The organism is Pedobacter steynii (genome assembly GCF_900103665.1).
Classification (GTDB): Bacteria; Bacteroidota; Bacteroidia; order Sphingobacteriales; family Sphingobacteriaceae; genus Pedobacter; species Pedobacter steynii.
Genome location: NZ_FNGY01000008.1, coordinates 169,017 through 190,925, shown reverse-complemented (window position 1 = coordinate 190,925; position 21,909 = coordinate 169,017). Strand labels below are relative to the sequence as shown.

The window sequence follows — 21,909 nt, the reverse complement described above, 5'->3', positions numbered from 1 at the left end:
GATAATAGAAACGGGACATTTACCAACCCGCTAATGCGGGCAGATTGATCCGACCCTGATGATGCTCTTCAACTGTTATTTTGACGCAAAAAAAGGCGATTTGATCAGATAGCGTATTTTTTTCAATCAATAACAGTTGAACCGTTGGGATGGAATTAGGTAGGTTGGCTCCGCAGTGCTTTGCCCCGGAATACTTATGGGGATGAACAAAGGATTAAATACAAAACTAGAATCTGACCGTAAAAGAAAAGTAATCACCAACAATGAGGCTTAACGCCTTAAATAAGTAAGATATGAAGATTTTTTTCGCAATTATTTTTGCGCAATTGCTGTCTTTCGCAGCCTTTGCCCAATCGCCGGCTTATAAAAACAGCTGGACTAAAGCTCCTGTTAAAACTCCTGCCAATGTGGCTATAGACGCCCCGTTAATGGGAAATGGTGACTTGACGATGAGTATCGGCTACAAAGGAAACAGCCTTTCTTTTTACGTGGCTAAAAATGACTTTTGGCGGTTGCGTTCAAAAGCCGATGGTTTATCAGGACCACGTGTTGCAGCGGTATTAGATATAAATATCGAAGGTTTGAAAGATGCTGATTTTACTGCGGAACAATTGCTGAGTAACGGGATAACCAGAACTTTCCTAAAGAAAGGGAATCAGCAACTCGCACTAAAATCATGGGTCTCCGCTGCAAATAACCTGATTTTTATAGAACTGAAAGCGGTACAGGAAGCATTGAAGATCTCCATTGGACTGCGTGCGCCAAACCATAGCATGGCCAGGTTAAAAACTGGAAAATCCGGAAAAATTGATTGGCTGGAACGTGCCTTTGTGGACAGTGTAGACATTCCAACAACCGTTGCAGTGGCATTAAAGGTGTTGAACACCAGCAATACAACACTACTGGTTCATCCAGGGAAACCGATAACCATTGCAATGGCGATACAAAGTAATTTCAAGCAGGAGGCCCCACTGAAATCGGTGCTGAATCAAATCAAACAGCTCAATGGAAGTTCGGTTGCTAAATTTGAAAAACAACACAACAACTGGTGGAGGGCATATTGGGATAAATCTTCTCTGACTGTTCAGGACAGTGTACTAATGAAAGCTTATTATCAGGGGTTATACACCATGGCGGCTTGCAGCAGAGACCCGAAATTTCCGCCGGGAATATTTGGCTGGACCACCACAGACTCGCCAAACTGGAATGGCGACTATCACCTGAATTATAATTTCCAGGCTCCTTTTTACGGGCTGGTTTCGGCCAACCGTTTGCTCCAGGCAGCGCCTCATGATGCCCCACTTCTTGATTTTATCTCCAGAGGAGAATGGTATGCAAAAAATATAACCCATACCAGAGGGATATTATACCCGGTAGGGATTGGTCCACTGGGGATCGAGGTGACAAAGGATTTTGCGCAGTATAAGAACAGTCAGAATTTTGAGCAGGGTGGCTTATTCTTTGGACAGCGGTCGAACGCTGCTTATGGCTTACTGAATATGGCCCAATACTGGCGCTGTACTTATGATGAGGAATACGGGAAGAAAATCTATCCCTATGCACTTGCAGTTGCGAACTTTTGGGAGGATTATTTGAAATTTGAAAATGGCAGATATGTCATTTACGGGGATGCCATTCACGAGGGCTCGGGTAAGGACAAAAATCCGATCTTATCTATTGGACTGATCCGAAATGCCTTTGACCTGATCATGGATTTAAGTTCATCTCTAAAACGGGATGCCGGCAGACAAGAGAAATGGAAGCATATTTTGGATCACCTTAGTGGTTATTCAACCCAAACCAGAAATGGACAACAGGTCTTTCGCTATACAGAAGAAGGAGTGGATTGGTGGCCTGATAATGGTCTGGGAATCCAGCACATCTATCCTGCCAGTGTAATTACCCTGGATAGTAAGGAGGAATTGTTGTCGGTTTCGCGAAACACCATTTCTGCGATGCAAAGATGGCACGATTCAAACACAAGTAACAGCTTTTTTATGGCGGCAATCCGGGTTGGATATGATCCGGTAATGATCAGCAATGAACTACATAAATATGCCTTAAGAACCTATCCAAATGGTTTTCAATTGAACAATCCACATGGCATAGAAAACAGCTGTACTGTACAAAATGCGCTGACTGAAATGTTGTGCATGAGTGCCGGCAATGTCATCAGACTCTTCAATATCCCAAAAAACGAAAATGCAAGCTTCAAAAATATTCGTACCTGGGGTGCTTTTCTGGTTTCCGCGAGCCTGGATAACGGCGTAATTTCCGGCGTAAAAATCAAAAGCGAGAAGGGAAGGCCTTGCAGCTTGATCAATCCATGGCAAAATCAGCGGGTACTCCTCCTTAGGAATGGAAAAAAAGCGGAGACCTTATCCGGAAACAGACTTTCTTTTAACACAGCAAAACAGGAAACAATTGAATTACAGGCATTGTAAATGCTGATCAAAAAATAGTTCAATACTCCCAACGGCCTTTTGAACTGTCCTTAGCTATAGCAGTTCAATTTTACAACTAAATTTAAATGAAGAAACACTTTTTACTTTTTTTATTACTGATCGGTTCCCAGGTATTGGTTGCCCAAAAAAAGACCCCATCAGTTTATACCCCTGATAATGGAAACGGGACATTTACCAACCCGCTGATGTGGGGAGATTGGCCTGATCCGGATATCATTCGGGTGGACGATTATTTTTACTTTGTATCCACCAGCATGCATTATGTTCCGGGGAGCCCGGTAGCGAGGTCCAGGGATTTGGTAAACTGGGAAATGGCCGGTTATGCAGTGCCAAAATATGAGGAAGACCCGCGCTATGACATGAAAGGCGGAAATGCTTATCTGAAAGGCTCATGGGCAAACACAATCCGTTACCATAATGGCACCTTTTATGTCGGCTTTTGTACCCCTCGCAGTTCAGCTACCGACCCGGGAAATTTTTCAATATGTACTGCCAAAGACCCGAAAGGCCCCTGGACGAGAACTATTTTTAAAGAATATTTATACGATCCGGGATTGTTTTTTGATGATGACGGGAAGGTATATGTTGCCCACGGACAGGAAAAACTGTTTATCACTGAATTAAATGCAGATGCCTTATCAGTGAAAACCCCTCAGAAAGAAATTTATAATAACCGCAAATTTCCTTACCTGGAAGGTTCTCATACTTATAAGATTAATGGCAAGTATTATCTTCTGGGCTCTACCGGAGGTACAACAGGCCGGCAAATTTGCTTGAGGGCAGACGATATCTACGGGCCTTATGAGGCAAAAGAGATCATCAATGATGACCATACTTATCCCGGCAATGGTTTGCATCAGGGTGGGATGGTCCAGTTGAAAGATGGGAGCTGGTGGTTTATCATTATGCAGGATCGTGGTCCTATAGGCCGCGTGCCTAATCTGGAACCGGTTACCTGGGTAGATGGCTGGCCTATGTTGGGAGATAAAGGAAAAGGGGTAGAAACGTTTAAAAAACCTGATGTAGGAAAAACATACCCAATCACAGTTCCGGCAACATCCGACGAATTTAGTGCGGCAAAACTTGGCTTACAATGGCAATGGAACCACAATCCGGATGATCAAAAATGGTCTCTTAACGAGCGTAAGGGTTATTTACGTTTGAAAGCCGGCAAGGCAACAAAACTTTCTGAGGCCAGAAATACCCTAACACAAAGAGTGCAGGGACCACAATCAAGTGGTACTGTCGAAATAGACGTTACCGCTTTAAAGGATGGAAATGTAGCAGGTTTTGGTATTTTTCAGTTTCCCTATGCTTTTGTAGCAGTTCAACAAAAAGCCGGGCAAAAATCCATAGTCATGATGAATGCCGACAGTCTGGTTACAACCGTTCCCTTTACGGGTAATAAGCTCTGGGTTAAGGCAAATGTTACCCATATCGGATACACGGCTTCTTTTGCCTACAGTACAGATGGAAAAAAATATCAGACCATTGGCAATACCTTAAATATGGCGCTGGGATTGGATTGGACTGCCAACCGTTTCGCCTTATTTAATTATAGCACCGGGGATTCTGGTATAGGTGGATATGCGGATTTTAATTGGTTTCGCTTTGATGATAAATAAGTTCAGTGTCTGAACTAAAAAAAGTATAAAGAGTTTTTTCTGTTCCAAAACGATATTATCGTCCGGAGTAAAGGAAAAGCTCTTTATTTATAAAGTCTCTTTATGGTGGGGGATCATAAGAGTCGGGATTGTATAACGGATATTTTTGACATTATTTCTGTGTGAACGGAGACAATAGGCTTATCTTTATGCCCTTTTAAAGGCGATTGCTAGTTTATGAATGATTATAGGGAATTTAGTGATGTGGAACTTTGTCGTCTTTTAACAGAAGGTAATCACGCCGCATTTAACGAAATTCATAAACGTTACTATAGTCTTCTTTACCGTCATGCCTACAAACGTTTACCTCATCGGGAAGAGGTAAAGGATATTTTGCAGGAATTGTTTGCCTTCATTTGGAACAATAGAAACACCTTGGTTCTCAGTTCCGGCCTGGCGTCCTATCTGTATGTGGCGACCAGAAATCGTGTGATCAATGTATTTAACCGGCAAAAAATCAGAGATGAATATGCGGATTCTTTGCAGGGATTTCTCGATCAGGGAGAAAACATTACGGATTGGGCCATCCGGGTAAAAGAACTGACCATTTTGGTAGAAAAGGAAGTCGCTTCTTTGCCGCCGCAAATGAGGAAGGTTTTTGAACTCAGCAGGAACGCCCACATGACTTATCAGGAGATTGGTGAAATGTTGAATACCAGTCCACTTACCGTTAAAAAACAAATACACAATACCCTTAAAATTCTCAGAGAGAAGTTAGGCGCAAATGTATTTTTCCTGTTTTTTTAAAAATAATTTCCTTCTCAATACTCCCACCTGCTTTTAGAGCTGTCCTTAGGTTATCAGGTTTAGCATAGGTCTGTCAAAAATTGATGCACTGAACTGAACAAATTGAGTATTAAAATGAAAAATAAATCAGCCGAAGCGCTACTTTTTAAATATAATAACGGAACTGCAAGCGAAGAAGAAATCGCCTGGGTAGAAAGCTGGTACCTTAAATTTGAAGATAAAATTCAGGACATTGATCCGGAGCAAATCAAAGCAGATGAGTTGGAAAGCTGGTCCCTTTTACAATTACAACTTGTAGAGAAAACACCTTTCAAACGCTGGAAAACAATTGGTATTGCGGCAACAATCATTCTTGTAGCAGCTGCCGGTCTGGTATTTTACACAAATAAAGAGGTAAAGCTACCTGATAAATCATCCCGCGCATATGCTTATCACAATGACCTGCCGCCGGGACAGGATAAAGCCATACTTACTTTAAGCAGCGGGAAAAAGATCGTCTTGGTTAAAGCCACTGAAGGGACCATCGCAGAGCAGAATGGAATTATCATCACTAAAACGAATCAAGGGGAACTGAGGTATGGGATGAATGCGATAAGCCTTGACCACAGGCCAATCTACAATACCCTGGAAACCCCAAAAGGCGGACAATACCGGCTGATACTCCCTGATGGAACGAAAGTCTGGTTAAATGCAGCTTCCAGCTTAAAATACCCGGTTTCCTTTCTCCAGGCAGAAAGAACGGTTAGCCTGGATGGTGAAGCTTATTTCGAAGTTAAAGAAAATAAAGACAGGCCTTTTATTGTTCATACGCGCCTTCAAAATGTGGAAGTTTTGGGAACTCATTTTAACATTAACAGTTATGACGATGACCCTCAAACCAAAACAACCTTACTCAAGGGCCGCGTCAAAGTCTCCTCAACGAAACACAGTGCATCAAAAATCCTGAACCCCGGTGATCAGGCGATACAAAACAGCAGTCAGTTGTATGTAAAAACGGTAGATGCGGAAGAATCTGTCGCCTGGAAGAATGGATATTTCCAATTTAAAGATGAACAAATAGGTAGCATCATGCGAAAAATCGCAAGGTGGTATGATGTCGAGATCGAATATAAAAAAGGGGTAAATAAGAACGAAACCTTTTCCGGTACCATTTCCAGATTTGATCATGTCTCGAAAGTCCTGGAAAAGTTAGAACTAACTAAAGCAGTTCATTTTCAAATAGAAGGGAGGACAATTTCAGTACAAAAATAAAAAATACCACCAGATGTTTTTCTTCGGGATAAAGCCTGGAGATATCTAAATCCAATCAATTAAACCAAACCAAATAAGTATGAAGTTATACAATTCTACAAAAATTAGTAAACCGGGTAATCAGTCAGATTTGCGTACAAACATCCGACGTATGGCCTCCTTAGCACTTGTATTCTCCTTGTTTTTAATTCAGGTTAGTGCAAAAAGCAGGGCACAAATTACCTATAGTCAAAAAGGGGCTACGATAAGCCGGGTATTCAAAGAAATCAGAAAGCAAGCGGGGGTTGATGTCTTCTGGCAATCGAATGTGCTCAATGATAAAGTCAAAATTAACGCACAGTTTCTCAACGCACCACTGGAGGAAGTATTGACCCAGTGTATTGCCGGACAGGATCTGGTTTTCACAATTAAGGATAAAACGGTGATCCTGACGAAGAAAGAAGCTGCTGTATCGGCAGATCTAAAATCGGCTTTCTCCAGGATGGAAATTACGGGGACCATATTCGGAGAAAAAGAAGAAACCCTGCCTGGGGTAAATGTAATGAACAAAAAAACAGGTAAGGTAGTCACCTCTGACGCAAATGGTGTTTTTAAAATCGCCGCCAGCCCTAATGATGAATTGCTGTTTTCCAGCCTGGGATATATCAGCCAAACCATTGTAGTTACAGATAAAACTTCAAAATTAACCATCACCTTAGTCCCTTCGTCCATTGGATTAGAGAACGTGATCGTGGTTGGCTATGGTGTACAGAAAAAGGTAAACGTAACAGGTTCTGTAGCTTCAGTAGGGGCAAAAGAACTTGAAAACAGACCAGTTACCAACGTGAGTAATGCTTTACAGGGTACGATGGCCGGAGTTACAGTAACACAAAGCAACGGGCAGCCAGGTAAAGACGCTGGAAAAATTAACATCAGGGGCATCGGGACATTGGGAGGTACCAATCCAATGGTTATCGTCGATGGGATAATTTCATCAATGGACAATGTAAATCCAAATGATATCGACAACATCAGCGTTTTAAAAGATGCAGCTTCCGCTTCCATTTATGGTTCGAGAGCCTCCAATGGGGTAATCCTGATTACGACTAAAAAGGGTAAAGCAGGTACTTCTGTGATTCATTACAATGCTTATTTAGGCAAGCAAAAGCCAACAAATCTACCGGATTATTTACCTTCATGGGATGCAGCCGCTTTATATAATCTGGCCTTAAAGAACGAAGGAAAACCCTTGAGATATACCGATGCGGAAATACAAAAATTCAGAGATGGTTCAGATCCGTTTAATTATCCGAACACGGATTGGCTGGGGCTTTTCTACAAAGGAAATGGGATTCAGCAAAATCACTATCTTGATGTGAGCGGCGGAACGGAAAAAACTCAATATATGGTTTCCCTCGGTTATTTTGATGAAAACGGACTGGTAAAAGGTACCAATACGAATAAATACACCAGCCGTATCAATTTAACTACTCAGGCAACCAAAGGAATTAAGATCAATGCGAATTTAGGATTTATCAATTCTACCATGCAGGAGCCGGCAAATCCTTTCACAGGTGATTTTGCTCAGGTGATTCGCCAGATCAACCGCATTTCACCAATGGTACCTTATAAATATGCAAATGGCAACTATGGTTACATCAGTGACGGGAATCCAATGGCCTGGCTGGAAGGCGGTTCTTTTAACAGAGAAAAATACTATAACCTATTGGGTAATGTTGGTGCAGACCTGACCATTATTGAGGGGTTGCATTTCAAGCCAACTGTTGGTTACCAGCTCAATATAGATCAGAATAAAAAGTTCATTAAGGATCAGCAGTATTACGACAAGATAACCGGGGCACCTAGTTTCTATCAGGGACCAAACTCTCTGAAAGATTACAATGAGTTTTTAAATGTGGTTACTTTACAGGCACTTTTGCAATACGATAAAACATTTGGTAAGCATACCATTGGTGCTTTGGCTGGTTATTCAGAGGAATCAAACTCGGTTAATGTCCTGGAAGGATATCGCAAAAGATTCCTGAACAACTCTTTAAGTGAAATAAATGCTGGTCCGATTGATGGGCAAACAACTGCTGGTTATGCCAATGAGCTGGCGCTTCGTTCAGGATTTGGCCGCATCAATTATAGTTTCGATAGCAGGTATTTACTGGAAGCAAATTTGCGATATGATGCCACTTCACGCTTTGCACCTCTGCAGCGTTGGGGAGCATTTCCTTCTTTCTCTGCGGGATGGCGGATTTCACAGGAAGCGTTTTTTGCACCTGTCAAAAGCTGGGTAAATGAATTAAAGCTAAGAGGCTCCTGGGGTAAATTGGGGAATCAGTCTGATATTGCCAACTATCCTTACATTTCGACCATTAATACAGGGCTGGATTATGTTTTCGGTGGTACGGCTCCTGCTATTGCACCAGGCGTTGCAGTGGTAAATGGTGCGAATGAGAAGATTAAATGGGAAAGTGCCACTACAACCGGAATTGGTTTAGATGCCGGGATTTATAATAACAAACTTACCCTTAGCGTAGATTATTTTAATAAAAAAACGGGTGATATTCTGTTATCGCTACCTATAGGGGAAGTCTACGGCCTGGTTCCGCCAGTACAAAATGCAGGATCAGTAAAAAACAGTGGATGGGAATTCATGTTAACTTACCATGATGTAAAAGGAGATTTTAGTTATGGTGCGAATTTGAATGCTTCATTTATCAAAAATGAAATTACAGATCTGCATGGCATCGGACCAATCATTAGTGGTGCTACTTTCAGACAGGTTGGTTATCCTATTGATGGATTTTACGGTTATATTTCTGATGGCATTTTCCAGACCAAGGCGGAAGTGGATGCACATGCTACTCAATCTGGAGGCACTATTGCTCCTGGAGATTTAAAATACCGTGACCTCAATGGTGATGGTGTGATCAATGGAAGTGACCGGACCTATTTAGGTTCAAGATTCCCAAAAGCAACCTTCGGTATCAACCTGAATGCGGCATGGAAAGGTTTTGACCTTACCGTATTTCTACAAGGTGCGGCTGATGTGAAAAATTATGTGCAGGGAATTATGTTGGGCCAGGTAAGCAGCAGCACCGGTAAACCTACATCAGCTTTGCTGGATTCCTGGACTCCTGAAAACACCGATGCTACTTTTCCACGCCTATGGACTAATTTCAGACAAAATGATCCGTCTGGCATGCCTTCTTCTTACTGGATCAGAGATGCCTCTTACCAGCGAATGAAAAACCTTCAATTGGGTTATACACTTCCGGAAAAATATGTTAAAAGGATTGGCTTAAGCCGTGCCCGTATTTACTATAGCGGTCAGAACTTATTTACAATCACCAACTTTTATAAATGGGTAGATCCAGAGGCTCCAAGAGGTGATAATGGATATACTTATCCTCAGGTATTGGTGAATTCAATTGGTCTTAATATTACCTTCTAAAATGCAAATTGTAATGAAAAAAACAACAATCATATGCTTTGCGGCTGCGCTGATGTCTTTGTCGGCCTGCAAAAAATCTTTCCTGGACAAGGAACCGCTTGATAAATATTCAACCACTACACTCTGGAAGTCTTCCGCTGATGCTTTAGCGGTCTTAAATGGATGTTACAACAATTGGGAAGATGGATATAATGTCATGTATCTGGACTGTGCCAGTGATAACGCTTATGGCCAGTTTGTATGGGAAGGATTTACGTCTATTGGAAATGGCTTCCTTTCTGCGACAGATACCGATGCCAACAATCGCTGGAAATATGTGAACATACAGCGTTGCAATTGGTTTTTAGCAAATGTTGATCCTACGCCAATGGATGAAACGTTAAAACGCAGAATTAAAGCTGAAGCCCGTTTCCTTCGTGCTTATCAGTATTTTATTCTAACCCAGTTATATGGTGATGTACCTCTGGTCACCACCATGATCAGCATTGATGAGGCTAATAAGATTGCCAGAACACCAAAAGCAGACATCACCAAATTCATATTGGAAGAGCTTAAGACCATTGCTCCGGATCTGCCAACTAATTATTCAGGGAGTGATGTCGGACGTATCACACGTGCTGCTGTGCTAACTTTAAAGGCCAGAATTGAATTATTTAATAAAGATTATGCGACTGCAATAGCCGATTACCAGACAATTATGAATTTTGGTTATCAATTGTTTCCCAGTTATCAGGATTTATTCCGCATCCAGAACGAAAACAATACTGAGGTTATTCTTGATGTGCAGTATAAAGAAAATGACCTTCCCAATGGCAATTTAGGGGTAATGCCTTCTTCATCCATGGGGGGATATTCTTCTATTGCTCCAACACAGGCTTTGGTGGATGCGTATGAAATGATAAATGGTAAAACCACTTCCGATCCGGCTTCAGGTTATGACGCCAACAATCCCTATGTAAACCGGGATCCGCGTCTGGCAGCTACCGTCATTTTTCCAGGTCAGCTGTATGATGGAAGCTATTTCAACTCCATTGATAAAAATGCATCGGATTATTATTTAGGAGAAAATAATTCAAAAACAGGTTATATTGTAAAGAAATACACTTCCAACTTATCTGATTTTCAGGACATCTGGAACAATGGGTTAAATATGATCGTAATGCGTTATGCAGAGGTGTTGCTCTCTTATGCTGAAGCTAAAATTGAAAGCAATCAGATCGATGCGACGGTTTATGATGCGGTTAATAAAGTACGTCACCGTGCAGGAATGCCTGATGTAGATCAAGCCGTTTATAACACTCAAACCACACTGAGAGCTTTGATTCGTCGTGAACGCCGTGTGGAATTTGCAATGGAAGGTTTACGCTGGTTCGATATTCAGCGTTGGGAAATTGGTCCGCAGGTAAGATCAGGTGATGTTTTCGGAGCCCGCTTAGGTACCGTAGATGAAAATACAGGAGCATTGACTTTGACTACAGACCGGATTTTCGTAGAGAAAAGAAACTTCGATCCTGCCAAACATTATCTATGGCCTGTTCCTCAAAAAGAACGGGATATTAATAAGAATTTAACTCAAAATAAGGGTTATTAGTTCCTTAATTTGAGTTAAAATAGGGTTTATCACAAAGATGCTGTGTGCTGATGCTCAATCAACATACAGCATCTTTCTTTTATAAAAGTTAACATATGCGTACAATCCATTGCAATTCTTTTTTAATCTGCTGCAGCTTATTGCTATTGGTTCAAACGAAAATACTCGCCTTTGGCCTGCAGGAACCCCGGCAAAAACTGAATTTTAACACGAACTGGGCCTTTCACCGGGGAGAAATAAATCATGCGGAAACACTGGCATTTAATGATGGAGATTGGGAAGGGGTAACGATTCCCCATGTGATGCGTCTGGAGAAAAAACACAACGGTGGGGGTACTGTTTATCAGGGAACCGGATGGTACAGAAGATATTTCAAACTCCCGGTCGAACTGAAAAACAAACGCCTCAGCATTCATTTCGAAGGGGTGCAAATGAATTGTGATGTTTATTTAAATGGGAAGAAAATCGCCAGCCATTTCGGTGGATATATGGGCTTTTCTGTAGATATATCCAAAGCGGCAAAATTTGGACAGGATAATTTACTCGCGATAAGAGTAGTCAACACCGACGACCCGCTAACGCCACCGGGTAAGCCGATGCAGAAACTGGATTTCAACTACTATGGCGGCATTTACCGGAATGTCTTCTTACTGGCTACAGAAAAAATTTACGTATCAGATGTACTGGAGGCCAATAAAGTTGCAGGAGGTGGTCTGCTGATCAGTTACCCTCAGGTAGATCAAAGGCGGGCAACGCTGACTATTCAAAGCCATATTGTGAACCAATCGGATCAATTTGCCCGGGTAAAGTTACTGAGCATATTAAAAGATAAAAACAATAGAGAAGTTGCGAGGGCAACTGGTCAAAACAATATTAATGCACATGGAGCGCATACTTTTCATCAGCAACTGAAAATTTCAAACCCTAAGCTTTGGCATCCTGAGCATCCTTACCTCTATCATTTAGAAACGCTGGTTTATCAGGAGGGAATGTTAACCGACCGGACCGGTTAGTTACAAATACCGGAATTCGTTCTATTTCCTTTAAATCTGCCGCGGGAAAAGCAGACGGCTTATATCTCAACGGAGAGAAATTATATCTGAGAGGTGCCAACAGACATCAGGCTTATCAATATGTAGGTGATGCAGCAAGTGACGGGATGCAATATAGAGATGCAAAGCTGATCAAGGCAGGCGGATTTAACTCGGTTAGAGCAGCACATTATCCGGCTTCACCTGCATTTCTGGATGCCTGTGATGAAATAGGTTTGCTGGTGATCCAGTGCCAGCCGGGATGGCAGTTTTACAATCCGGACCCGGTTTTTGTACAACGTTCTTTTCAGGATATTCGGGAAATGGTACGCAGAGACCGCAACCGTCCTTCTGTTTTTCTTTGGGAAACCTCGTTAAATGAATCTCCAACTCCTGCAACATGGATGAAAGAGGCAGTGGCGATTGCTCACCAGGAAATGCCGGGAAACCAATTTTACACAGCAGATGATATGAATAGCCGCAGTAAAGGTATTTATGATGTCTTATACAAAGTGGTAAATCCTGACGGAACTGATCCTATGCCAGATAGTCCTTCGCTTACCCGGGAATGGGGAGATGCCTGGTTTTCTGATGCAAGTAAAGAAAACAGCCTTAGGGCATCCCGGATATACTCGGAAAAAGGCATGATAAACCAGGCCAGACTAAGACAAAATGCGCTTAATGGGGAAACGAGTGAAGCCAAAGGTGGTTATTGGGATCATGCAGGTCTGGATGCAAATCCCAGAATGGGCGGTTATTTTCTATGGAGTTTTAATGATTATACCCGTGGCTCTGATGCCATCACGGCCTTTAGCGGGGTAGTAGATATTGATCGCTCAGCAAAATTCGGCTATTATCAGATGCAATCCATGGAAAGACCCAATAAAAGCAATCCGGCCATCGTGTTTATTGCCAGTTATAACAACCGCTCAGACCTGGATTCTTCCATCATGGTATTCTCAAATTGTGATGCAGTAAAGCTGTATCGTAACGGTCAGTTTGTCCGGCAAATGACCAGGGCTGAAAATGCGGGGACAGCCCCTCATATTTTTTCAAAGGGGGGAAGCCCTTATTACATTTTTCATCTGGAAAGTTATCAGGCAGGAGAACTCAAAGCCGAGGGTCTGATGAACGGAAAGGTGGTTACGCAGCATCAGATTTGTACACCGGAAAAACCAGATCACTTAGAAATTGTACTGGCAGCTGAAGGGACCCCAATACTGGCAGATGGTTCGGAAATGATTCCTGTTTACATTAAGGTAGTTGACCATAAGGGGACAATTATTGCCAATAAAATGGGTTTGGAATCCTTTGATATTGAGCTGGAGGTTACCGGAGAAGGGAGCCTGATTGGAGAAACAATTCCGGAAGTTAAATTACAGCCTACGGAAGGAGGATTGGCTTATGCGCTGATTCGCAGCACTAAAAAGGCAGGTAAAATCACCATCAAAGCAAAGAGTAAAAACCTGAAACCTGCCACATTGAGTTTTAACAGCTTAGCCAGTCCTGCTAATTTTGTGCCGGACGGCAGCCATCCGGTTTGGAACAGTATCCATGAACATACTGCTGATACGCCAATAAATGTTGATGTTCAGGGGCCTGACGCCCGAAAGAAACTGGACCTTAAAAATGCCACTATTTCCGCTGTAAATTCTCCCTCAGCGCAAACAAAACAAATTATAGATGATGATCTGAATACCGTATGGCAGGCGGAAAGTATGCCGTTACCGATTGTTTTGCTGATCGATTTAAAGCAGGAATACCAGCTGTCAGATTACCAGATTTTCTGGGGCAAGGATAGCGATTGGTACCAGCATTCCATTATGGTTTCTGAAGACAACCTGAACTGGACTTCCCAAGTACAAAACAGCGAGATCTCGGGCCAGGACTATGCACCTAAAAAACTGAAGTCATCAAAAGTCAGGTATTTGAAACTGACCATTTCATCCATCAGGCCCGAAAAAAGCAGGATGGCTATAAGGGAAATTCTATTATTTACGAAGACCCCTTAAATTGCGCCATTTCATCTGACAACTGATCAGATAGCATATTTTTTTATATAAATAACAGTTGAATGGCAGGCTTGTTCTGATGTAGATTTAATAGATACTGGTTCGTCCGGATGCCAATATCAGCATTCCCGAAATAAACAAGCCCTGTATAACCTAGACCATAACCAAATATAAATGTGTAACACATATTAAAATGAGAACAAAAGAATTTTCAAGGCGACATTTTTTAAAGCAAACCATGATGTTGTCTGCTGCAGCCGCACTTAGCCCCGGAATACTGATGGGGATGAACAAAGGAGATATCAGACTTGCTGGTCCTAATGAACGTGTGAACCTGGCTTGTATCGGTATCGGAAACAGAGGTGGCGAAATTATCCTTGATCTGTATAAAACAGGTCTCGTTAATATTGTCGCCTTATGCGATGTGGACATGGGAGCGCCACAAACACTGGCTATTTTGAAACAGTTTCCTGATGTGCCGCGTTTCCAGGATTTCAGGAAGATGTTTGATAAAATGAGTAACCAGATCGATGCCGTTACCGTTGGAGTACCTGATTTTTCACATTTCCCAATCACGATGATGTCCATGGGCTTAGGAAAACATGTCTATGTAGAGAAACCAATGGCCCGTACTTTTAATGAAGTGGCGCTCATGATGAAGGCCGCTGAGAAACACAATAAAGTGGTTACACAAATGGGTAATCAGGGCCACTCTGAGGCTAATTATTTTCAATTTAAGGCATGGACGGAAGCCGGTATTATTAAAGATGTAACTTCCATAACGGCACATATGAATTCCCCAAGGCGTTGGCATGGATGGGACATCAACATCAAATCTTTCCCGGCTGCCCAAACCTTACCGGATAGCCTGGATTGGGACTTATGGCAAATGGCCACCGCAGGACACCATTACAATAAGGACTTTGTGAACGGACAATGGCGTTGCTGGTATGACTTCGGAATGGGGGCACTTGGAGATTGGGGCGCGCATATCCTCGATACTGCTCACCAATTCCTTGATCTGGGATTACCTTATCAGATTAATCCGGTTCTGGACGGCCATAACGATTTCTTTTTCCCAACATCCTCCACCATAGCCTTTAAATTCCCAAAGAGGGGAGCTATGCCGGCCCTGGATGTCAACTGGTATGATGGCATTAACAACCTGCCACCAATTCCAAAAGGATATGGGGTTTCAGGTTTAGACCCGAATATTCCGGCACCAAGTACAGGAGCAATTGCAGCTGCAAAATTAAACCCTGGAAAGATCATTTACAGTAAGGAACTGACTTTTAAAGGTGGTTCACATGGCAGTACCTTATCGATTATTCCGGAAGAAAAAGCAAAGGCCATGGCAGGCACACTGCCGGAGGTACCGGCAAGTCCTTCAAATCATTTCAGGAATTTTATCCAGGCATGTAAGGGAGAAGAAAAAACAAGGTCGCCGTTTTCAATAGCGGGGCCTTTGAGCCAGGTATTTTGCCTGGGGGTGCTCGCTCAAAAACTAAATACAAAACTGGAATTTGACCGCAAAAGAAAAGTAATTACCAATAATAAAACGGCCAATGCTTTACTGATTGGCCCGCCACCACGTAAAGGTTGGGAACAATATTATAAAGTATAATGCAAAGCAGTGCCATCACAGGCACTGCTTTTTACTTTAACATGAGCAGTCCTTCCGGGAGCCATTGCCGGCAACAAAACGCCTATACAAACATTACGCAAACGTTTGTATATACGAATGTATGTACATATACGCATAACAAGCCACTCCGGTGACGATATAAGCATTGATGAATCGTTAAAACGTCTTAGTAACTTAACAGGTATATTAAACAAAGATTAAGTGAAGTTTACTAAATCTGAGTAACGACGCACAGTGATACCGGACCTGCGGAAAGATGTCATTTTCGGCTGGAATCCTAACCAAAATTCCTGCATAAGATCGCATCTCAGGCAGGATTTCAACTGATCTACGCAAACGTTTGTGTTTTGGCCCATTTGCTAAGCCGGCTGTTTATCGATAGCATTGTTAAGAAATAGGGGGGATGTGGTTTTGTCAAAATGAATTTGCAAAATCCGTCATCAGAAATAAGATAGTGTTTATTATAATTTGATGTAAAAAGACCAAATGAAAGAAAGTTTATTGAAAGAAAAACGAAGAGCATTTCTCAAGGGAGGTTTCGCCCTCGGCGGACTGGCTTTACTTAGCCCTGAAAAGGCACTCTCCAGCTCACTAAAAATCCAGGATAAGGAATTCAGGATCATCACCGGGCCGTACCTGCAGACGAATTTCGGAAACAGCATGTCTGTGTTATGGATCACGAGTAAAAATAGCTCCAGCTGGGTGGAGTATGGAATATCTCCTGATAAACTTGATCAAAAAGCATTTGGTAAAAGTAGTCTAGGATTCAAACCTGCAGACCGCTTAAATTGTATCAAACTTGAAAACTTAAAGCCAGGAACGACTTACTATTATAAAATAGTCTCTAAAGAAATCAAAGATTTTCAGCCTTACAAACTTACTTATGGAGAGACGGTTTCGGGTTCAACAGAAAGTTTCTTAAATCCGGATGCTGCAAAAAAGGAAGTCTCTTTTGTGATGCTGAACGACCTTCATGACCGGCCAAAATCTATTCCACATCTCCTGAATCTGGATAAAGATAACAAACATGATTTCGTGTTTTTTAATGGGGATATTTTTGACTACCAGGCAGATGAACAACAGATCATAGACCACATGTTACAACCCTGTGTAGATAATTTTGCCAAAAATACACCTTTTGTGTATGTACGCGGGAATCATGAAACCAGAGGCCAATTTGCACGTGAATTCCCGGCCTATTTTGACCATGTAGGGTATACCGCATTCAGTCTTGGACCTGTTCGTTTTGTCATCCTGGATTCGGGGGAAGACAAAGTAGATGCACACCCGGTATATGCAGGTATTGTTGACTTTGATAAATACCGTGAAGAACAGGCAAAATGGCTTGAAGATGAAATCAAGCGTAAGGAATTTAAAAATGCGGCTTTCCGTATCGTAATGATGCACATCCCACCTCGCTATTCAGGTGACTGGCATGGACCAACGCATTGTACCAGTCTGTTTGAACCGATTATGAACCGTGGAAAGGTTGATCTGGTTTTAAGTGGTCATACTCACCAGTACAAAATACATGAACCGGCTAAAGATTTAAACAATTATGCCATCGTGATCGGAGGGGGACCTCAGGAAGGGACCAGGACATTAACTAAGATCAAGGCAAACCATAAACAAATCCTGCTGAGTATGTTAGACGACTCCGGAAAAGAAGTAGGTGCCTATTCAATTTCAAAAAAATAAAACCCTCTTACGGGTTAATCTAACCGCAAAATCTGATGCCTGCCTGTTTGGGCAGGCATCTTCTGCAAAGCGCATTAAAGACGATTTCTATCAGCCAATAGGCACCCACAGATCCCCTGATCTCCTCCTCAGGAAAGAGCTAAGGGTATCTAAATTAAAACGATTATTTTTTGTAAATTAGACTTACAGAAGTCAGACAAAATCTACCTTTTTTGCCGACTTTTGAGCCAATGTATGAACATTTGAAACGAACAATCGCTCAGATTATTCTGATGCTCTCGCTATGGAGCTCCGCCTTAATTGTAAATGGACAAAAGTTAAACTTTGAACATTTAACCGTAAAAGATGGACTCTCAAAAAATTCTGTGCTCGACATTGTCCAGGATAACTTTGGATTTATGTGGTTTGCAACAGGGTATGGGCTTAACAGATACGATGGCAGCCGGTTTAGTTTATACATCAATAATCCCGCAAACAAGCGCTCAATCAGCGACAATTACATTAATGCCTTATCTTTCGACAGCCGGAAAACACTATGGGCGGGTACATCGGAAGGCTTAAATAGCTATGAGCCTGTAACCGATGACTTTAAGCGCATTGACTTAACCCATAAAAAAGGTCTGGCACAGCCCGAAGTTTTTTGTATATATGAAGACAAAAAAAAGAACCTGTGGGTAGGTACCAATAAAGGTCTTTTTGTTAGGGCTCCCTCATCTTCGGATTTTGTAAATGCGGCTAAACTGGGACTGGAGCCCGGATTTGCTGGTACTGAAATTTTATGTGTATACGAAGATCTTCATGGTTATTTATGGATAGGAACCGGAAAGGGACTTGTTAAAAGCCGTTTTAACCGATCCTTTACCGAAGTTGAATCCTTCGTTTATCAACCGGATCTGCCGGGCAGTATTAGTGATAGCCCCGTTAAATCTATTCTCGAAGATGCTGAAGGTAAGATCTGGATGGCAACCGAAAGCCGGGGGCTCAATTTATTTGACCGAAAGACCAGGTCATTTCAACATTATCAGCAACAGCCCGGAAGCGGGAATGGCCTTATTCATAATTCATTAAGAAAAATGATCGCCGACGGAAAAGGCAATTTCCTGATCGGAACCCAGGGAGGACTGTGCGTATTTAATCCGGTCAGCAGAACTTTCACTTCCTATCAGAATCATGCTGATGATCCTGAAAGCCTTAACCAAAATTCGATATACAGTATTTACAAAGATAAAAGCGGGAACGTTTGGATAGGCAGTTATTTTGGCGGAATAAATGTACTGTACGGTACCCAGACCTTATTTAACACCATTACCCATAAAGAAGATAATTCGGGAATGAACCACAATGTGGTCCGTTCTATTGTACATGATAAAAATGGCAATTTATGGATCGGAACAGAAGGGGGAGGACTGAATTACCTTGATAAACAGACAAAAAAATTCAGGTATTATATCAATAACCCTAAAGACCCTGCTTCATTGGCTTCTAATTTCGTAAAAACCATTTATCTCGATAGAAGCGGGAATACCTGGCTGGGAACCAGCGGAGGCGGACTCAATCTTTTAGACCCGGCAACTGGGAAATTCAAACATTTTCTGGTTGGACGCAGCATGTTCGAATCTAAACGCTCGGCCATATCATCTATGCTGGAAGACTCACAGCACAGGTTCTGGATTGGCGGCATAGGTACCAATGGGGTGTATCAGCGCAATGGTCTTCAGCTGAACCTGATCAGGAATTTCCCGCTTGCGGAAAAACTGAAAGATCAGACGATCATGATGTTTTTTGAAGATAAAAAAAGAAATTTATGGACGGTTGCCCGATCAGAAATTTATCAGCTTAGTGCAAATAACAAGGTCATCTCAAAAATAACCATTCATAACAAAAGAGGGGACGCAAAATTGTTTAATTGTTTAGAGGAAGACCACAATGGAAACATCTGGATCGGGCTCTATTATGGTGGCCTATACTGCTATAATCCTGCGACAAAAAAAATCATAAAAACCTATACCACCCAAAACGGTCTGTCTAATGATAATGTATTGGGAATTTTGGAAGATGAATACCAGGACCTCTGGATTAGTACCATAAATGGCCTGTCAAGATTAAACACCAGGCAGGGAACGTTTAGGAACTATACCGTTGCAGATGGACTTTCTTCAGATGAGTTTAATTATAGCTCAGTATATAAGGCCCGGAATGGAGAGCTGTTTTTTGGCGGTATGAACGGGTTAAGCCACTTTTTTTCCGCAGATATCAAGCGTAATGCTTATCGGGCCCCGCTTGTATTTACCGGACTCAAACTGTTTAACCGAAACGTATTGCCTGATGATACACAAGCGCTATTGCCCAAAAACATCATTTTCAGGCCGCAGCTTGTTTTTAACAGCCGGCAGAATATTTTTACACTGGAATTTGCATTGCTGAACTACATTAAGCCTGATAAAAACAGGTATGCTTATAAACTGGAAGGAATCAACCTGGACTGGAATGAAAGCACCATACCGCAGGCAACGTATACAAATTTGCCCTCAGGAGATTACGTGTTTAGTGTAAAAGGCGCAAATAATGATGGCATCTGGAGTAAAGCCGAAACGATTCATATCCGGATTCTTCCTCCGTTTTGGAAATCCTGGTGGGCCTACCTTATCTACGCCCTTGCCATCGCAGGTCTTATTTTTTTAGTAGTCCGCTTTTTCTATCTGCAACAACTGCTCAAAAGAGATGAAGAACTTCATCAGATCAAGCTGAATTTCTTTACGAACATTTCACATGAGATCAGGTCACATCTTTCTTTGATTATGATCCCGCTTGAAAAGGTGATCGATGAAAGTGAACCCTATAATTTCCTCAATAAACCGCTGACAGGCATTAAAAAAAATGCAGAACGCCTGTTAAGCCTGGTGACCGAGTTAATGGATTTCAGAAAAGCAGAATCGAAAACCCTGAAGCTCCATATCCAGGAACATGACCTGATCACTTTTCTAAACGAGATTTACAGCTCATTTCAGGAGGCATCGGAAAAAAAGAACCTGAAGCTCTCATTTATACATCCTGAAGAACCGCTGTTGGTCCTCTTTGATAAGGAACAGCTGGAAAAAGTTGTTTTTAACCTGCTTTCCAATGCCTTTAAATTTACACCCGAAGGGGGACAGATTGCCTTGGAGGTCAGCAGACTAAAGGATGAAGCTGTCATTCGTGTTTCGGATACCGGCAAAGGAATTTCACCGGTCTACTTTGATAAGTTGTTTACCAACTATTTCCAGGTCGATGATGCCTTGCAGAATACAGGTTATGGAATTGGCCTTGCATTGAGCAAACATATTGTTGAACTTCACAATGGAACGATTGCTGTAGACAGTAAAGTTGGATTTACACAATTTACCGTTAACTTACCCTTAGTGGGCGCCTTGTATCAGAAAAACAGCAATGACACTGCCACAGATATCCCGGATGATAAAGGCTTTACGATCTTAATTGCGGAAGACAATAACGAAATAAGGGCAATTATTAAGGATTTACTGGAACCTGAGTACCGCATTCTGGAATGCAGCGATGGAGCGATTGCACTCCAGCTGGCCAAGACAGAGATCCCTGATCTGATCATCAGCGATGTGATGATGCCGAGTAAGAATGGCTTTGAGCTTTGCAGCGAAATTAAAACGGATGAACGTACGAGTCATATTCCGGTGATCCTGTTAACGGCAAAAGATGCGCAGTCTGATCAGATCAGTGGGTTAAGCACAGGGGCAGACCTATACCTCACCAAACCTTTCAGCATAAAGATCCTGCAGTTAAACGTCAGAAACATCATCGGTGCCAGAGAAAAAATAAGTCAGAAATATCGCAAACAGTTCATTTTTGCCCCGAGCAACACCTTACTGGATACCATGGACGAACAGTTTCTCTCCAGGTTGATTGCCGTAATAGAGAAAGGCCTGGAGAGCAAAGAGTTTGGTGTAGACCTTCTGGCAGACAGGATGGGCATGAGTCAGTCTGTCCTTTATAAAAAGGTAAAGGCATTAACAGAAATGACGGTAAACGACTTTTCCAAAAGCATCCGCCTAAAGAGGGCCGCGCAGTTACTTAAAGAGTCTGGTTATAATGTTTCTGAAGTTTCTGAATTGATTGGCTTTAACGATTCCCGCTATTTTACCAAAGAATTTAAAAAGCAATTCGGGAAAACGCCACGCGAATATTTAAACTCCTGATTTTACAAAAGCTTTATTTCTTCCTGTCGCTCCTGCGATAGGAAAAGGCAGCTCTATGCTCTAAAAAGCCATAAAACACAGAATATTCCTACAAATTAAACGGTATTGTCGACATCGCATCTCAAATGTTAGCGTCAATTTTACATATGAGAATT

11 protein-coding genes are annotated in these 21,909 nt (G+C 42.0%); all 11 read left to right on the top strand.

Going from position 1 to position 21,909, the window contains the following annotated elements:
• The first annotated feature begins 293 nt into the window (after positions 1 to 293).
• The gene (locus BLQ87_RS22185) at positions 294 to 2,444 is read left to right on the top strand and encodes a glycosyl hydrolase family 95 catalytic domain-containing protein (protein WP_074611111.1); all 2,151 of its coding nucleotides are present in this window, start codon (positions 294 to 296) and stop codon (positions 2,442 to 2,444) included.
• Between the two features lie 86 nt (positions 2,445 to 2,530).
• Positions 2,531 to 4,090: a glycoside hydrolase family 43 protein gene (locus BLQ87_RS22180; protein WP_074611110.1), complete on the top strand. Its 1,560-nt coding sequence runs from the start codon at positions 2,531 to 2,533 to the stop codon at positions 4,088 to 4,090.
• A 216-nt stretch (positions 4,091 to 4,306) separates the two neighbouring features.
• Positions 4,307 to 4,876 carry an RNA polymerase sigma-70 factor gene (locus BLQ87_RS22175; protein WP_074611109.1) on the top strand — a complete coding sequence of 190 codons (570 nt, stop codon included), beginning with the start codon at positions 4,307 to 4,309 and terminating at the stop codon, positions 4,874 to 4,876.
• 114 nt (positions 4,877 to 4,990) lie between these two features.
• Positions 4,991 to 6,127: a FecR family protein gene (locus tag BLQ87_RS22170; RefSeq protein ID WP_074611108.1), complete on the top strand. Its 1,137-nt coding sequence runs from the start codon at positions 4,991 to 4,993 to the stop codon at positions 6,125 to 6,127.
• A 79-nt stretch (positions 6,128 to 6,206) separates the two neighbouring features.
• Positions 6,207 to 9,569: a SusC/RagA family TonB-linked outer membrane protein gene (locus tag BLQ87_RS22165; RefSeq protein WP_083362003.1), complete on the top strand. Its 3,363-nt coding sequence runs from the start codon at positions 6,207 to 6,209 to the stop codon at positions 9,567 to 9,569.
• 13 nt (positions 9,570 to 9,582) lie between these two features.
• Positions 9,583 to 11,160 (top strand): RagB/SusD family nutrient uptake outer membrane protein, encoded by a 1,578-nt coding sequence (locus tag BLQ87_RS22160; protein WP_074611242.1) that lies wholly within the window; start codon positions 9,583 to 9,585, stop codon positions 11,158 to 11,160.
• Between the two features lie 95 nt (positions 11,161 to 11,255).
• Complete coding sequence (locus BLQ87_RS33245) at positions 11,256 to 12,173, top strand: glycoside hydrolase family 2 protein (RefSeq protein WP_083362002.1); 918 nt, start codon at positions 11,256 to 11,258, stop codon at positions 12,171 to 12,173.
• A gap of 14 nt (positions 12,174 to 12,187) precedes the next feature.
• Positions 12,188 to 14,203 (top strand): glycoside hydrolase family 2 TIM barrel-domain containing protein, encoded by a 2,016-nt coding sequence (locus tag BLQ87_RS33240; protein WP_317048290.1) that lies wholly within the window; start codon positions 12,188 to 12,190, stop codon positions 14,201 to 14,203.
• A gap of 193 nt (positions 14,204 to 14,396) precedes the next feature.
• Entirely contained in the window at positions 14,397 to 15,827 is a 1,431-nt protein-coding gene (locus BLQ87_RS22150) for a Gfo/Idh/MocA family oxidoreductase (protein ID WP_074611106.1), read from the top strand.
• 507 nt (positions 15,828 to 16,334) lie between these two features.
• Complete coding sequence (locus BLQ87_RS22145; protein ID WP_074611105.1) at positions 16,335 to 17,546, top strand: purple acid phosphatase family protein; 1,212 nt, start codon at positions 16,335 to 16,337, stop codon at positions 17,544 to 17,546.
• A 242-nt stretch (positions 17,547 to 17,788) separates the two neighbouring features.
• Positions 17,789 to 21,754, top strand: a complete 3,966-nt coding sequence (locus BLQ87_RS22140) for a hybrid sensor histidine kinase/response regulator transcription factor (protein ID WP_172664941.1) — start codon at positions 17,789 to 17,791, stop codon at positions 21,752 to 21,754.
• Positions 21,755 to 21,909 lie beyond the last annotated feature (155 nt).

What these genes read in the sequence shown, in the direction of transcription:
- BLQ87_RS22185 (WP_074611111.1), top strand. Translation starts at nt 294, where the DNA reads ATGAAGATTTTTTTCGCAATTATTTTTGCGCAATTGCTGTCTTTCGCA.
- BLQ87_RS22145 (WP_074611105.1), top strand. Translation starts at nt 16,335, where the DNA reads ATGAAAGAAAGTTTATTGAAAGAAAAACGAAGAGCATTTCTCAAGGGA.
- BLQ87_RS22165 (WP_083362003.1), top strand. Translation starts at nt 6,207, where the DNA reads ATGAAGTTATACAATTCTACAAAAATTAGTAAACCGGGTAATCAGTCA.
- BLQ87_RS33245 (WP_083362002.1), top strand. Translation starts at nt 11,256, where the DNA reads ATGCGTACAATCCATTGCAATTCTTTTTTAATCTGCTGCAGCTTATTG.
- BLQ87_RS22180 (WP_074611110.1), top strand. Translation starts at nt 2,531, where the DNA reads ATGAAGAAACACTTTTTACTTTTTTTATTACTGATCGGTTCCCAGGTA.
- BLQ87_RS22170 (WP_074611108.1), top strand. Translation starts at nt 4,991, where the DNA reads ATGAAAAATAAATCAGCCGAAGCGCTACTTTTTAAATATAATAACGGA.
- BLQ87_RS22160 (WP_074611242.1), top strand. Translation starts at nt 9,583, where the DNA reads ATGAAAAAAACAACAATCATATGCTTTGCGGCTGCGCTGATGTCTTTG.
- BLQ87_RS22150 (WP_074611106.1), top strand. Translation starts at nt 14,397, where the DNA reads ATGAGAACAAAAGAATTTTCAAGGCGACATTTTTTAAAGCAAACCATG.
- BLQ87_RS22175 (WP_074611109.1), top strand. Translation starts at nt 4,307, where the DNA reads ATGAATGATTATAGGGAATTTAGTGATGTGGAACTTTGTCGTCTTTTA.